At 40.9% G+C, this 14,683-nt stretch carries 12 protein-coding genes and 1 tRNA gene; 6 read left to right on the top strand and 7 right to left on the bottom strand.

The features are described from left to right. Window positions 1–187: 187 nt before the first annotated feature. Window positions 188–1,741, bottom strand: a complete 1,554-nt coding sequence (locus tag FSB76_RS12215; protein WP_147053848.1) for a PAS domain-containing protein — start codon at window positions 1,739–1,741, stop codon at window positions 188–190. 10 nt (window positions 1,742–1,751) lie between these two features. Continuing rightward, window positions 1,752–2,441: a DUF6436 domain-containing protein gene (locus tag FSB76_RS12220; protein WP_225976490.1), complete on the bottom strand. Its 690-nt coding sequence runs from the start codon at window positions 2,439–2,441 to the stop codon at window positions 1,752–1,754. 135 nt (window positions 2,442–2,576) lie between these two features. Between FSB76_RS12220 and FSB76_RS12225 the strand changes: the two genes are divergently transcribed. The 3 genes from FSB76_RS12225 to FSB76_RS32115 all read left to right on the top strand — a co-directional run bounded on the left by FSB76_RS12225 (window position 2,577) and on the right by FSB76_RS32115 (window position 4,617). Continuing rightward, entirely contained in the window at window positions 2,577–3,194 is a 618-nt protein-coding gene (locus tag FSB76_RS12225) for a C40 family peptidase (protein WP_147053849.1), read from the top strand. A gap of 155 nt (window positions 3,195–3,349) precedes the next feature. After that, window positions 3,350–3,422, top strand: a tRNA-Met gene (locus tag FSB76_RS12230). Window positions 3,423–4,155: 733 nt separating this feature from the next. Next, window positions 4,156–4,617, top strand: coding sequence for a CAP domain-containing protein (locus tag FSB76_RS32115; RefSeq protein ID WP_158642889.1), 462 nt, complete (start codon window positions 4,156–4,158; stop codon window positions 4,615–4,617). Between the two features lie 123 nt (window positions 4,618–4,740). On the opposite strand, the gene FSB76_RS12240 is transcribed toward FSB76_RS32115, so the two are convergent. After that, window positions 4,741–5,379: a response regulator gene (locus tag FSB76_RS12240; RefSeq protein ID WP_147053851.1), complete on the bottom strand. Its 639-nt coding sequence runs from the start codon at window positions 5,377–5,379 to the stop codon at window positions 4,741–4,743. Window positions 5,380–5,438: 59 nt separating this feature from the next. Then, window positions 5,439–8,351, bottom strand: coding sequence for a sensor histidine kinase (locus FSB76_RS12245; RefSeq protein ID WP_147053852.1), 2,913 nt, complete (start codon window positions 8,349–8,351; stop codon window positions 5,439–5,441). 470 nt (window positions 8,352–8,821) lie between these two features. Here FSB76_RS12245 and FSB76_RS12250 point away from each other — a divergent pair, with 470 nt between their 5' ends. Genes FSB76_RS12250 through FSB76_RS12260 form a run of 3 tightly spaced genes read left to right on the top strand, consistent with a single transcriptional unit; the run spans window position 8,822 to window position 11,298 of the window. After that, the gene (locus tag FSB76_RS12250) at window positions 8,822–9,772 is read left to right on the top strand and encodes a hypothetical protein (protein ID WP_147053853.1); all 951 of its coding nucleotides are present in this window, start codon (window positions 8,822–8,824) and stop codon (window positions 9,770–9,772) included. 49 nt (window positions 9,773–9,821) lie between these two features. Then, window positions 9,822–10,421: a hypothetical protein gene (locus tag FSB76_RS12255; RefSeq protein WP_147053854.1), complete on the top strand. Its 600-nt coding sequence runs from the start codon at window positions 9,822–9,824 to the stop codon at window positions 10,419–10,421. 37 nt (window positions 10,422–10,458) lie between these two features. Further along, window positions 10,459–11,298 carry a hypothetical protein gene (locus tag FSB76_RS12260; protein ID WP_147053855.1) on the top strand — a complete coding sequence of 280 codons (840 nt, stop codon included), beginning with the start codon at window positions 10,459–10,461 and terminating at the stop codon, window positions 11,296–11,298. 217 nt (window positions 11,299–11,515) lie between these two features. Here FSB76_RS12260 and FSB76_RS12265 read toward each other — a convergent pair whose 3' ends face one another. From FSB76_RS12265 to FSB76_RS12275, 3 genes are read right to left on the bottom strand one after another with little or no spacing between them, the layout of a single operon-like run. Beyond that, a complete protein-coding gene (locus FSB76_RS12265) occupies window positions 11,516–12,199 on the bottom strand; it encodes an ABC transporter ATP-binding protein (RefSeq protein WP_147053856.1) in 684 nt (227 codons plus the stop codon). Further along, the gene (locus FSB76_RS12270; RefSeq protein ID WP_147053857.1) at window positions 12,199–13,458 is read right to left on the bottom strand and encodes an ABC transporter permease; all 1,260 of its coding nucleotides are present in this window, start codon (window positions 13,456–13,458) and stop codon (window positions 12,199–12,201) included. Before FSB76_RS12270 ends, FSB76_RS12265 begins: the two co-directional genes overlap by 1 nt. Continuing rightward, window positions 13,459–14,544, bottom strand: a complete 1,086-nt coding sequence (locus tag FSB76_RS12275; RefSeq protein ID WP_158642890.1) for an efflux RND transporter periplasmic adaptor subunit — start codon at window positions 14,542–14,544, stop codon at window positions 13,459–13,461. Window positions 14,545–14,683: the final 139 nt, after the last annotated feature.

Below are 14,683 nucleotides of genomic sequence, written 5' to 3' on the forward strand. Positions count from 1 at the left end.
CGATTAAATATATAAGCCAATAGTTACCTTTCGGGTTACTACTAACTACCGGTAATAAAAAAGCTGCCTCTGCAATATCCCATAAATAAAAAAGGCCTGTCTCTTTCGGGACGGCCTGTGGTTAACTTTGCTGTTTATTTGTTTTTGCCGGGGTTTGGTCAGTAGCAATATTTGCTCCTCTTCGCAATTAACTACTTATTTTTTGGGTTACATTTTTAATCACGTCGTCCAGTTCATTTGCCGACAAGTCTAAATATTCCAATATCTTTTCTCTTTCCGGATCATCCGGCGCAAGGTTTTTTATAATCGGGATTAGCCCCATTATCCGCACAAGCGGCGCCCTGATAATGTGCGACTGGATCCATGATATCTCTTTGAGTTTTTTGTTTTGCTTTTCAATTTCAGTAATGTGTTTCAACTGGTCGGTAATATCGTGGGCTATAATTAGTTTGGCTTTTTTACCCCGGTAATTCATACCATTACTTTGAATATCAACCTGGATAAGCTCGCCATCCTTTTTTTTATGGGTAAATGTTCCTCTTTTTGTTAACCCATCTGAGTTCATAGGCCCATTTATGAGTTGCTCCACCTTTGCGATATCCTCCGGCGGCCTGATATCCCTTATCGTCATCAAGAAAAATTCCTCCCGGCTGTAGCCATATTTTTTTATGGCCGCGGCGTTTACGTCCAAAAATCGCAAGGTTTCAATATCTACCACCCATTTGGGCAAGGGGCTTAAATCAAATAAATCACTGTATCTTTTTTCCGATTCAAGTAATAACAAGTTTGCTATTTTACGTTCGGTAATGTCTTTAAAAAATACGGATAAACCATCCTCAGTGGGGTATGCGGTAATGTCGTACCATTTTTCTAATGGGGTAAAATAGTCTTCAAAGTGCACATATTGTTTAAGAGCCATTGCCTCATGATACATCTTATATGATTCGGAATTTACCGACCCTGCAAATACATCCCATAAATTTTTTCCTAAAATGGTATTCCTTGACGTTTTCAGCACCTTTTCTGCCGTATTGTTCCAGTAGGTAACAGTCCAATCATTGTTTACAGCAAAAAACGCATCGCCTATACTTTCCAAAATCCTGTTTTTTTCTTCAGATAGCTGCCTTCGCTCAAGTGTAAACTGTACCTCCTTTTGCATTTCGGTCATTTTTATGCTCTGGGCCACCTGCAATTCGCTATACTTTTTGAGCTGAAATGCCCATAACGCACAAATAAAAGAGATAACCGCAGTCAGAAATATGTGCATCCCAAATGTGAGCAGATCAAAATAGCTAAGTTGAGTAAAATAAATATCGGGCAGGCCGGCATCCTGGAGATAACTGAATAGCCCGTGGTGAATAATAACCACCACAATTATAGGAATTTGAAGTTTCCAGTTTTGATAGGTGATCATTGCGGCGCAGCCAACGAAAGCAAAAAAATGCATTTCAAACATACCGTGCATCTGGTAAATAAACTGCGCCATAAACAAACCAAACACAGCACTTAAAACATATTGGTACAAGGTTGACCCCGGCAGCAGTGCTTTTGTAGAATAGTAGGCAACCAGGCAAATACTTCCAACTCCGATGCCAATGAGCCAGGTACCGTAAAAACCCGCTAAAAAAAGCCCCACCAGGAAATAGGCGACCAAAAAATAATTCATTATTTTATCCGACCGTTCTTTTACATCCAAAAGGAGTGCATCGGGCTGGCCAGGTAATGAAAGTTGGTTGTGCATACTTAAATAATCATTTATTACAATCAGGAAGCCGGCAACCGTATGCCCGGAGCGCAAGTTGGTTAAAAGCAAGCTTAGGTTGCATCCCTAATATTCCTTTTATAGCTATTGCTGCGTAGTTTGTTTTTTCATTAGTACAATACCTGCTGCGGTTATAATTGCCCCGGTAATACAATTCATGCCGGGAATTTAGCAACGCTACCTGCGGAGTAGAATAAACGCCACATGCCCTGGCGATAGATTGATCAAATGTTACGGGGATATTTAAACCCAGTTTATCCTGAATTTGCCTGGCCGTATAATAGCTATTATTTAATACCACTACTGCAAACTTTACCTGGCTGCCATATTGTTTTACCAACGACTTAAAAACAGTTATATTAAACCTTGAACAGGCGCAATCGGGGTTAAAAAAATGCAGAAAAACAGGTTGCTTATTTTCTTTTTTTAGTTGCCCTCCCAAGCTAATAAACTGACCCTGGTAAACCGGCGTATAGTTTTTGGGGACCGGGGTTGGCAACTGATAAACAAATTCATTGTACCAGAATAGAGCTACGGCCGCGCCAAATAAAAAAATCAACCAAATAGCCACCACCAGCTTTTTCATCCCGTTTTTTACGTAGGGATAGTTTAAAAGTTGCTTATTATAATAAGATAGTTCGCCGCCGATATAATCAGCATGAAAATGAGTACGCCACATCCAACCGGCAATTCAAATATTTGATAAAACAGGTAACTGTAATTTATTTAGCCGATCAAAGACTCTCCAGTTTCCCTAACTTTCAAAAAAAATACAAAAAAAAGATAAAAACATTTTTTTTTCCTATCATTACGGATGCGATTTTATCTGGGAACCCTTACCCTCTTATTTTTCCTTATTTCGGCCAATGGCTCTGCGCATGCTACACGCCGGGCGGTCCGCAAAAATCATAAAACAACCAAATCGGCAAAAAGGCATAAGCATTTTACTACATATACCAGGCCTGTTATTGATACAGCCATTTCAACAGGGTGCGCCAGCCCCGAGGAATTGATAACTTTTGCAAAATCGCTGCAAGGCATCCGTTACAGGTTTGGATCAACCAATCCCGAAAAAGGTTTTGATTGCTCGGGCTTTGTTAACTACGTATTTAATCATTTTGGTATTTCTATCCCCAGGAGTTCGGTCGACTTCACCGATGTACAGGGTGGGGTTGATTTAAAAGACGCCAAATTTGGCGACCTGATATTATTTACCGGCACCAAAAAACATACCCGCAGGGCCGGCCATATCGGCATTATTGTATCTATGCCCGGCGAACCAATCCAGTTTATCCACTCCACATCGGGCGAGGCAAATGGTGTAACCCTGACAACCATGAATGATTATTATATGGGGCGTTATATGCGTACCATCCGCGTATTTTCTGATAATAACCAGGCCGAAGCTTACCCCGAAACTGCTTCGCGTTAGGCTTGAGGCTATTGCCGCATCTAAGCATCCACCGCGGCTTTTCCCCAATAATTAACAACCTTAAAACGAACCGAATACAAATATCCGGGGATATTATTGTTGAATTTGGCGCTCAATATCAAAAGTTATCATACCTTTGCAGCCCATCAAAACAGTGCGGGATGGAGCAGTTGGTAGCTCGTCGGGCTCATAACCCGAAGGTCGTAGGTTCGAGTCCTGCTCCCGCTACATTGAAAATGAAAGCCTCAAGTTGAAAAATTTGAGGCTTTTTTATTTGACAAGTTTTTTTTTGAGGGATCCGGTAGGGCACAAAAGGGAAAATCTTCTATTAAAACCGTGCCTCTGTGAATGCTGCAGACGTCATTATCAATTTCTCAAATTACCTAACAGTCAGTTTAACCACGTCCTTCCATATGTCGTCCAAACGATCTCATAGAACCTAAGTACACCGCCACTGGAAAATCTTAGTTTTAACAAGCACTTGTGCTACAAAAATTAAAAACGATTATATTGCAGGAGTCCTGTATGACCAAATTATCTTATTATTGTATACATTTGTATTTCAGCAATTTAACGCATTCTATACAGCATGTTGTCGTTTAGTATCACTCCGTTAAGAAATATTTGTGAAGTAGCAAAAACTATTAAGCCTGCCGCCACAGCATCTATCATGGGTATAAATGTGGCAAAGCTTCGGGGCAGGCTATGGTATATTTATATAGTAGCTGCTTTATTGTTGTTAGTTAGTACTTTTTATTGGCCGATCTTTTTTTTTAACCCCCAAAATTCAAATACTAAGAATTATAGAGTTGGCGAAATTTTATCCGGCACTACTATTTTGAAGAGCGCCGGCGCTTCGCAAAATAGGTCGCCCCGCGCAAATAAAAATTCAGTCGCAATCAGTTTGCTTGCAAATGACAGCTTGAATAATGTGGCAACTGCAATTATACAGGAAAACTACATGAAGTTAGCCCTCGCAATTGCCAACAAAAAGCGAGCTGTTGGCTGCAAATGTGGAATTGTTGAAATGGGACCTGCCGAACCCCTCAGCTGGAATGACAGCCTTTTTAAAGCGGCCTACCTTCATGCCGCCGATATGGCCAAACTTAATTATTTCAGCCATATAAGTAAAGATGGACGCAATGCAACCGCCCGTATTATTAAGGCAGGCTATAATTACCAGGGCTTCAAATCATTTGTGGCCGGCGAAAATATTGCCGAAGGACAGGAAAGTTTACCTGAGGTTTTTGAGGACTGGTTTAAAAGCGAGGGCCATTGTAAAAACCTGATGAACCCTAAATTTAAAGAAATTGGCCTTGCCATGGTAAATGGGTACTGGGTTATGGATTTTGGCGGCCGTGTAGTATTTTCGGAGGCTGAACAGGAACAAATTAAAAAGGGCGACCTAAAAGTGGCAGAATAAATAGCGCATTTATTGCCCACCCACAGAACCTGGCTTGTAAAAAAAGGAAGCTGCCAGCTATGACAACTTCCATCACAATTAAAACTATGCCGCCGCTTCTGTAAAAACATGCGGCAAGTATTATTACTGACTATACCCTTTTTTGCTTAACTCGTTAATTAATTGTACCCGGCAGTTTATCTGCAATTTGCGGTAAATATTTTTTATGTGCTGCCGTACAGTATCAGGCGAGATGAAAAGTTGATAGGCTATCTGCTTGTAGGTATCGCCTTTTATTAACAAGTTAGCAATTTGCACTTCACGAGCGGTCAAACCTTCATGGCTCTGGTTATTATCGGTTTGCTTGTTGCTTGAAAAATATGCTATGACTTTTTTTGCAATGATCGGGCTCATGGGTACACCGCCGTTGCTGGCCTCCATTATAGATTCTTTGATCTTGAATAAAGGCATGCTTTTTAAAAGGTACCCGGTGGCGCCTGCTTGCAGTGCTTTAAATATTCTGTCCTTATCTTCATAAACAGTAAGCATCAAAATGTTAACATTTGGAAACTTTTGTTTAATCAGGAATGCCCCATCCAACCCGTTTATTTCTGGCAGTTCAATATCAAGCAACAGCACATCGGGCGCGGCTGTTAAAGAAGACATAAAACTCCTCACGGATGTAAAGCTATCAAGCAGTTCCAAATCATCCTGCATTTGCATATACTGCACCAGGCTGTTGAGTATAAGCACATCGTCCTCAATTATTGAAACCTTGATCATCAAACAAATTTTGCAAAAAACACAGTTTTATCATATAACATATTTGGGGTATAATTTTATCACCGCCGTGTTTTAAGCATAACGGTAAAAAAATCATCAGCAGGTGTAATTACCAAACTTGCCTTTATGCGCTTTGCCCGCATTTGCATGTTTTTTAAACCCTGCCCTGTGTGATAACTGCCAGGTTTAGCATTAACTGTGTTTTTAATAATGATAGTCATGCCCCACGCCTGGTTATTTAATGTGATCCAAACCGGAGTAGCGTTGTTATGCCGGACGATATTGTTTATGGCTTCCTTGAAAATGAGGTATACGTTTTGCCTTACAAGTTGCGTTAAATTGCCGGTCTTTTCAAATCCGCTCACCTCAAAGCTAATTTCAGGGAAATCGCCCAGCATAAAATGCACATGCTCCTTCATGCGCGATAGCAAATCTTCCTGGTTATCATTGCGCGCATCGACCGACCAAATAATATCCGAAATAGATGCTATTGCATCTTTACTATCGTTTGAAATGTTCCGAATAATCTCACTATCAGTAGATTGTTTTATATGCATTAATTCACTGCTCAGCGATATACGGGTAAGGTTACTGCCAATTTCGTCATGCAGGTCGCTGGCTATAGAAGTACGCAGTTCCATCTCCCTTTTTAGTTTTTTTATCCGCGATACCCAAGCCTGATAAATCAACAGCAATACAATTAATACTATCATGACCTTAAACGGCCATGACTGGTAGAAAGATGGCCATACCACAATTGTTTTTGTTAGCCACTGCTTTGGTTTAGTATTGGTAGGAAACCGGGCTTGAAACGTATAAGTACCTGGTGGAAGTGAATATAAATTTATCTCGTCTGAAAGTTTGTTTGTACGCCAGGTATCTGAAATTTCCCTTATCCTGAACAAAATATCCTTTTGCTTGGCGGGCCCTGCAAATTTAAGGGAAACCGTGTTTTCGCCGGGCTTTACATTAATTATGTTAGCCGCATTGGCAAATAAATCAACCTGGGGCAGGGCTACGCCATTTGTGCTCTTTTTTAAATAGGACAATATCAGTTTGTCGGCGTTATTGGAAAGTAATGATTTATAATAATCGATACTAAAAAAGGCCAAACCATGTAAACCGCCCATAACCACCTGGCGCCCTTTTGGGTCATAATATATTGCCGAATGGTTAAATTCCTGAGTATAATTTTCTTCAAACTCGTCGTTATCCGGATATGGAAGAGCCTGCATGTTGGCGATATTAAATACGCTTGCTCCCTCGTTAGTACCGGCAAAAAGCAATCCATCAACTTCGAGCAAAGAATAAACAAAATCGCCTGCCAGGCCTTTTTCAAAACCAATGTTATCTATTACCTTTCCACCCGCATCAATTTTAATAATCCCCTTACCTAAGGTGCCCAGCAATATAGTGTTCTTATATGGCAGGATGGTATATACCGGCATATAGTCTGCATTGCTGATTTTTATTTTAGTAAGCCCGGCCTTGTCCATCCTGAATAATCCACCTTCGCCTGCCAGCCAAAGGTGATTATTAATAAAGGCAACATCTTTTATGATACCCAGCCTTTTATCAGTAAACCAACACGTGTAGCTCCATTGATTAAGTTCGTTTTTTTTTGCGAGGTATAAAGAGTTTCTGACAGCACCCAAAAAACCGTCTTGATATTTTATTAATTTATTAATAACCATGCTTGCCCGATTTGGATTGGGCAGTAATTCATACATATCTGTATAGGTATCAAGCACAACAAAACCAGATCCCCCCTCGGTACCAAGCATTACATGCCTTTTGTTAATTGGCTGTATTGCATACGTAGTAAAAGGCAGCGCCTTATAGCTGTTTTTACCAAAAAGGTAGGTGCCCCCATTATACGTGCCAATATAAAACCTTAAACTGTCATTATAAATACCCCTAATACTCTTGTCTTTAAAAAAACGCATCGCCTTATTGCTGGCAACCGTATCACTCAATCGGGGATTTCCGGGCGTAATCAAAAACAAATTATCGGGTGTGAGGCCTAAATACTCATCAGCCGTGGTACATTCTTCAACCGCCTTCAGATCAGAAAACTGGTTTATGCCCCAGTATAGCCTAAAAAAAGGCGATGCAAGCATTTTTTTATCGGGCTGGCGGCATATCACTACTATACTGTCCTTTGCCTTAAAGCAACAAATATAATTACTGCCCTGATATTCATACAGTTTGTTAAGCGATCGCTTATCATAAATTATAAAACCAAGCGGATATCGGGCGACAAGATATTTGGTGGTGGAAAAGGGTAATCCAACAAACTGACCACTTTTATCATAAAGCATCCGGTATTTATACGATCCGTTGACCAGCACTGAATCGCCCTTTCCGGTTCTTATCAAATTGGGTTCTGCGGTCGCAACATTATTTCTAACAAAAAAAAATAGTTTACCTTTTTCGTCAATAAGGTATTGCTCTATACCTGATCCATTATTCCACCCTCTTAAATGTTGTAGATTAAGGCCTTTTTGCAAGAAACCTGCTTTATTGAAAACGAATATTTGCCCGTTTTTTGAAAGCAAATTCAGCTTATGGTTAAAATTGTTTATTATAAAACAGTTAAAGTCCTTTACTCTAATTTTATAAAGTTTGAGTTTAGTATAATCATAGCAGTAAATTAGATCGGGGTCGTTATTATACCTTAGAAAAATAAAGTTTTGGTAACAAAATAACAACTTTATCAGCAAGTTAGGGGGAAGCGTTATGTTGGGCAAGCTAAAAGGTTGCACATCGGTGCCATCAAAACGCCAGATACCATGATTGGTAGTAAAATAAACAAAGCCTCGTTCGTCTCGCGCAATATTGGTAAAAAGCGCTCTGTTAAATGGCTTAGGCATATTCAGCTTCTGGGCGTTAAAAAGCGATTGCGCTTGAGCACAACCAAGCCGGCAAGCAAGCAAAACCGCGCCTACAAGTACGCGAAATAATGTTTTCATGATTAGAGTAGAAGTCTCTTAATTAACCCGATGAAAATTTTTTAGGGCCCGACGCGACTAAGTGAGGTGCACTTCGCTGACTTAGGCATCAACGTCTAATTTAAGAAAATTATCTCTATTTTACTACTTATAGGAATAAAATGCAATTTGTAGCTTAATAAAGCTCCTTTATTACCCCCCCCCAATAGGAAACCTTCTTAATTGTTAATAGCGCGGTTAGCTCCATAAAATACCCCAAAGATGTTATGGTTACCATTTGGCTGCAAGGCTATTTTTGAATAAACATAAACGCCTGTTTAATAATGCAGACGACAATTGTTACAGATTAGTTAGTTCTAAAAATTTTGCCGCGTTGGATAAAACAGCGTGGCTTTTGTAGAAGGGCTATTTGGCAAGATGTCAGGATGCTCGGCGGCGTTGCAAAATGCGCTAATTAATATCAATCAACACCACGCATAAACCCTATGACAATGACCCGAAAAACACCCTATTTTAAGATCTTACAATTTGGACAAAAAAAAGCTCCATCTGGCTGTTACCCAAACTCCAATTTATTAAACGGTTGTAATTTTATAGCCAGGACAGGTATCTTTATCATGATCCTTTGCTGCGTTAAACCTAACGCCCTCCTGGCTCAAACCTCATTTGAAGGATCGATGTCTGCGAAATTCGACTCATTGTTTCATAACCAGGGGGCAGTAGTGCGCAAAAAAACACTTTATAATAACGGTGCACCAACAAGCCTGATGTCTCCTACCGGATTTGGCGGTAACGGCACTTATATTTATGGCGGCCTGGGCGGCGTTTATCCGGAACAGTACCGAAATAATAAAGCTGATCTGATAGCTTTTGGCGGCCTTAGCTTTGGCGACCCGATAAAGTATGTAAACATCGCCTTAGGCCTCAATATGACTGATGTTCATAAATTTCAAGATTTCTCGGGCAATTTTAGCATAAGCAGGCTGCTGCCCGGTGGTAGCAGCATCTCGGTAGGCGGCTTGCAGCTTTTTGCCAACAAACGCGAGTCCGATTCGCCGTCATCAACTTTTTATGCGGCGTTCAGCCATGCTGTGCAAGGGCTACCTTCAAAAACGCCTGGGGCATCTGCATTATCATATACTATTGGTTTTGGCACGGGCCGCTTCCGCGATAAAAGCCCGGCCGATGTTTTAAATGATAAAGGCTTACACGGCACATCGGTATTCGCAGGTATTTCTTACGAAATTATTTATCGCGTAAATCTAAATGCCGAGTGGTACGGTACTAACCTTGGGCTGTCGGCCGGTTTCCGTCCATTTAAAAACCCGCTTTCATTCAGCATAGGAGCCTCTAACTTAGTCACTTCGTACTCGGGCGATAGGGTAAGCATGATATTTATGATGGGCTATCCTTTATCGGTAAGCAGGCTTGTGTCAAAATAACGTATACCAACGTGTTAATAACCATAACCTATAAAAAAGTACTTAAAACATGAAAAAACTTAATTACATATTACCTATATTGTTTTTGACAACAGGCGCTAAGTTGGCATACTCACAAGTCAATAATAATTCCGATTGGAAAGTCCCTGTCCCCAGCCACTCTGATTGGAACGTACCCGCGCCGCAATTGCTACCGGAAAAAATATCGGATATACCCTCCATTTTGCCGCCCAATTTTCTGGTAAAAACGGTGATGGAAATTATGCCGCCCCTGCCCGAAGGAGGATCATTTGCACCACCACCGCCCTATTTAATTACCTCGTTTAAAAAAGATCCCGGTAATAATAAAAGGGTTAGCGATGCTGACGAAGAATATATAGCAAAACTTAAAAAAGCGCTGGCCGACAGGCAGTGCTGTTGTTGTTGCCCGCCGTTGGTGCCAAAGAAAAAGCCAAAAGTAAAACCGGCTGTACATAAGCATAAAAAGCCATTAAAAGCCAGCATAAAACATACGCTTGCAATTAAGCCTAAGATTGTAAAACCGGCGTCGGCCAAGGTAAAAACGAGGTACATTATAAGGTACAGGTACAAACCGTATAGCTGCGGATGTGCCGTCAACGCACCACTTGATACAAGCAGGACCAAGTAATAAAAATAATATACAAATCATCAAACAGTAACAGACAATGAATATTTTTAATACAATTGGCAGGAAAGAAATAGCGGTAGCATTATTTCTTTTTACAGGTTTCAATGTATATGCCCAGCAAAACAACGAGGCGCCTAAACCGGTTGCCGGCAAAACTTATCTTAAGCAAACTATTGTAAAATCAGAAAGCACACTGCAAAACGGTACAGCCAGCGTTAACATAAGTTCGTCGTCTGCTGTGACAAAAACATACAATTTTGAAGCATCATACGGTAACTCACTTAAGGCTAAAGTGGTAACCACTCAAATAACCGATACTATAAACTCGGGTAAAGATCATTTTTACTTTAGTTCAAACAAACCGGCAGACACATCGGGCCAGCTATCCGCGGCGCTTCGTGCGGTTGTTGGCGCTGAAGACATTTATATACTTGACGGGCAAGGCAACGTAGCAGGCATACAAAAGAGCGCGCCGGTATCTGTTGTTGATTCAATCATGAGTTTTGCAGGTTTAGAACGCGAGGAACTTACGGTAGGAAAAAAATTTCCTTTAATAGTCGACATCGCTAAATTGAAAGACCTTGAGCCCAGTAAGAGATGGGGAGATACGGTATCAGATATACGGGGCAAAACAGTTGGCGAATATTGGCTGCAAAGCAATAACAAAGCGGTTACTGTACTTGCATTTATTAAAACAACTAACGATGATAAATTAAACACGCATTCAACAGGAACTTATACCATTGATAATGCCAGTGGAATAGTTCTTAAAAGAGAGATACAACATTTTACAACAGGATACCAGATGTTCCAGGGCAAGCCTTTTATCTCTACCCGAAGGTCCACTGTTACAGAGATCTGTAGTTTGGTAGATTAAGCACTGGCAGACTACCCGGGAGTATTTGCAACGTAATCTTGAATCATTGCCAAACCCTCAAAAAAGCTTTAGATTGGTCCTCTCCCGTCTACATCGAAATAAAAGCCTCAAATCTTCTGATTTGAGGCTTTTTGTCAGGCTGTACACTTCAAAAAACATCCAGGAATATACCGTATACCTGCGAAAAAACCGCGAGCGTTAAATATTTATTTGGTGGCTAAAGTTCTGATATAATTTTCCCGTCTTCCATCCTGATGGTCCGGTCGGCGCGTTTTGCAAAATCCGGGTCGTGGGTTACTACCAGGATTGTTTGCTTGTTTTGCAGACAAATGTCTTTTAAAATTTCAAAAACAACATCGCTGTTCTTTTTATCCAGGTTTCCGGTAGGTTCATCGCCCATAATAATTAGCGGGTCGTTGATTAGCGCGCGCGCAATTGCTACACGCTGCTTTTGCCCGCCGCTAAGCTGGCTGGCATTTTTGAGCGCCTGGTCATATATTCCCAGGGTTTTTAAATGCTGCATTGCCTTTTCTTCTATTACTTCGTTGGCGTATTTACCCAGTTTCATGGCTGGCAGCATCACGTTTTTGAGCACATTAAACTCCTGGATGAGGTAATGAAACTGAAATACAAACCCTATCTTTTGATTGCGGACAATGGCCAGCTCGGCATTGTTTTTTTTACCGAGAGTTTCATTATCCAACAGCAATTCGCCTTCATAATCAGTATCCATAGTAGATAAGACATAAAGCAGGGTTGATTTACCACAACCAGATTTGCCCGTAATTGAAACAAAGCTACCCCGGTTGATGCTGAAGTTGATATCCGTAAGTACGCGAAAGCGTACCGGATCTAAAAAATACTTATTAATATTAATTGCCTGTAAAACCGGTGTATCCATTATTTCCCCCTTATTATAGCAACCGGGTCAATCTTTGCAGCCTTACGGGCCGGAAACAGGCCGGCAAAATAAGTGGTAACCAGCGCGAAGCTTATACCAATTAAATAATAGATAAGGCCAAAATTTACCGGGTAAGTTTTAATAGTTGGCAATGCCGAAGTTTCGAACGGAATATGACTGATAATAACCGACAAACAATAGCCTAATATTAACCCGATGATGCCGCCAACTACCCCCAACACCATGGACAGTTGAATAAATATAGCTTTAACATCGCTGCCCGAAAAGCCGGTGGCCTTTAATATCGCTATGGCGTCCATTTTTTCATAGATGAGCATATTCAATATGTTGTATATCCCGAAGCCGGCAACAATAAGTAAGGTAACACTTACACTATAGGCAATGGTGTTTCGTACAGTAGTGCCGGTTTCAAACTGTGCATTGGCCGTTTGCACATCGGTTGCGCTTACATCAAATAAACGGGCATATTCCCTGGCAACTGCCGGTGCAAGGGCAATATCTTTTAGTTTAACTTGTATATCGGTTATGTAATTTGCCGGCTTACCCTGTAGTTTTTGCGCCGTTTGTATCGATGTAAAGCTTTGCACATCATCCACTTCGGCTATCCCGAATTGCACAATCCCCACAATTTTCAGCATGGCCCGGTCTCCGTCGGGCGTGGTAACCTGTATTACATCGCCTATTTTAACAATTAGCTTATCTGCAAGTCCCTTGCCAATTATTATACTGTTACTCACAGTATTCAAATTGGATATAGTGCCCTCAATAATGTTGTCATTTAAGTTAAACAGCTTTTGTTCAAGATCAACATCAACCCCATCAATTACACCCGATAGCTGAATAGTACCGCTGTTAAAAAATACTGTGGTACTTGTTTTAGGGGCCACGTCAACTACACGCTCATCTGCCCGGATGGTTTTAATGATACTGTTGGCATTATATATCTGTTTTCCCTCGTCCTTAGGCTTTACCGACAGGATAAAATTCCGGAAACCGGTAAACTCGGCTGCACGGTTAATGGGTTGCGTTTTTGAAGGGGCAATAGCATTATATAGCCTGATATGAGGGGTGCGGTTAATAATCAGGCTATCTAACATTTTGTTTAAGCCGGTCATGAAACTAATAAGGGCTATAAACATGGCAATACCAAAGGTAACGCCGGCCGCCGCCACAATTGATTGTTTCAGGCGCGCCATTAATAAGGCAAGGGCGATATTTAAGAGCAACGCTGTTTTCATTTAATCGGGTTTATAAATGGTTTCCAGCGTATCCAGGCCATACAATATCTGCACGTTTGCCTCGTCTTGCACACCCGTTGTTACCTTTTTTTTAACATCGCCTTTTAGCCATACACAATTGTTTTTATCCAGGTAGCTCCTGGGAATAAGAATGGCTTTTTTATTAACGCTAACTACTATATTAACCTCGGCCGTTAAATTAGGATAAAGCTTTGCAGGAGGGTTCAAAAACACGGCTTCCACCTTAAATGTGCGCGACCGCTCGTCCATTATGGGGTAAACTTTACTAACCTCCCCCAGGAATGTTTGTCCCTTGTAACTATCCATCGTAATTTCAACCTGCTGGTGGAGTTTAACCTTTGTGATATCTTTTTCGTCAACATCCATCTCCAGGTAAAAATGATCGGGTTTCCCTAAAATGCATAGCGGCGTTTGTGTGGTAATCAGCCCGCCTTTATTTTTAATTGCATCAAATACTTTTCCGTCAATGTCACTCTTAACTAAATAGTCGGTTTGCCGCTTTTTTGAGATACTATAATTTATTTTAGATAGCTGTAAATCGTTTTCCAGTTGCTTTTTCAATTGCGCTAAACTTGCAACGGCCTCATTGTAATTTATTTTCGATGTGGTAAATGCAAGGTGGCGCTGATCAAAATCTAACCGGGTGCCTATGTTTTGCTCCCATAAATTCTTTTGACGATAATAATTGGCCGAATCGAGCTGGTATTTTTCTTTAGCTGTTTGCACCTGGTACATCGCTTCCTGAACCCGTTCGGAGTTGACCCGGCTGTTTGATGTTGTAAAATCTAAAGCCTGGCGGGCATTGGCCGCGTTTAGCTCGGCTTCCCGGCTTTCCAGTACAAAAAGTATATCTCCTGTTTTTACCAGGTCGCCGGGGCCTATATTAATTTGTTTTATAATACCGGGCACGGTTGATAACACAGTGTATTGATCTTTTGCTTTAACATTTGCAGAAGCGTACAGCGACACAGTAATATCTTTTATAACTGCCCTGGTATGATCTTTTTTTGACGAGCACGCACCAATTAAAAATAAAAGAGGAATACGGTAATTAACCAGTTTCATTTTGACTATAAGTTTACATCTTCGGCCATCGCAAATAACAACCGGTAAGCAGCCCGTAAAAAATGGAACCGGGCCTCCCGGTTCCATAATGTGCAATTGTCATCTCCGAAAGACGCTTCATGCATATCTACCGAAACAG

Source organism: Mucilaginibacter ginsenosidivorax (genome assembly GCF_007971525.1).
In the GTDB taxonomy this organism is placed as follows: domain Bacteria; phylum Bacteroidota; class Bacteroidia; order Sphingobacteriales; family Sphingobacteriaceae; genus Mucilaginibacter; species Mucilaginibacter ginsenosidivorax.

Bases quoted from the DNA above. Each gene is read 5' to 3' on its own strand.
- FSB76_RS12215 (WP_147053848.1), bottom strand. From the start codon at position 1,741: ATGCACAACCAACTTTCATTACCTGGCCAGCCCGATGCACTCCTTTTG.
- FSB76_RS12220 (WP_225976490.1), bottom strand. From the start codon at position 2,441: ATGTGGCGTACTCATTTTCATGCTGATTATATCGGCGGCGAACTATCT.
- FSB76_RS12225 (WP_147053849.1), top strand. From the start codon at position 2,577: ATGCGATTTTATCTGGGAACCCTTACCCTCTTATTTTTCCTTATTTCG.
- FSB76_RS32115 (WP_158642889.1), top strand. From the start codon at position 4,156: ATGAAGTTAGCCCTCGCAATTGCCAACAAAAAGCGAGCTGTTGGCTGC.
- FSB76_RS12240 (WP_147053851.1), bottom strand. From the start codon at position 5,379: ATGATCAAGGTTTCAATAATTGAGGACGATGTGCTTATACTCAACAGC.
- FSB76_RS12245 (WP_147053852.1), bottom strand. From the start codon at position 8,351: ATGAAAACATTATTTCGCGTACTTGTAGGCGCGGTTTTGCTTGCTTGC.
- FSB76_RS12250 (WP_147053853.1), top strand. From the start codon at position 8,822: ATGACCCGAAAAACACCCTATTTTAAGATCTTACAATTTGGACAAAAA.
- FSB76_RS12255 (WP_147053854.1), top strand. From the start codon at position 9,822: ATGAAAAAACTTAATTACATATTACCTATATTGTTTTTGACAACAGGC.
- FSB76_RS12260 (WP_147053855.1), top strand. From the start codon at position 10,459: ATGAATATTTTTAATACAATTGGCAGGAAAGAAATAGCGGTAGCATTA.
- FSB76_RS12265 (WP_147053856.1), bottom strand. From the start codon at position 12,199: ATGGATACACCGGTTTTACAGGCAATTAATATTAATAAGTATTTTTTA.
- FSB76_RS12270 (WP_147053857.1), bottom strand. From the start codon at position 13,458: ATGAAAACAGCGTTGCTCTTAAATATCGCCCTTGCCTTATTAATGGCG.
- FSB76_RS12275 (WP_158642890.1), bottom strand. From the start codon at position 14,544: ATGAAACTGGTTAATTACCGTATTCCTCTTTTATTTTTAATTGGTGCG.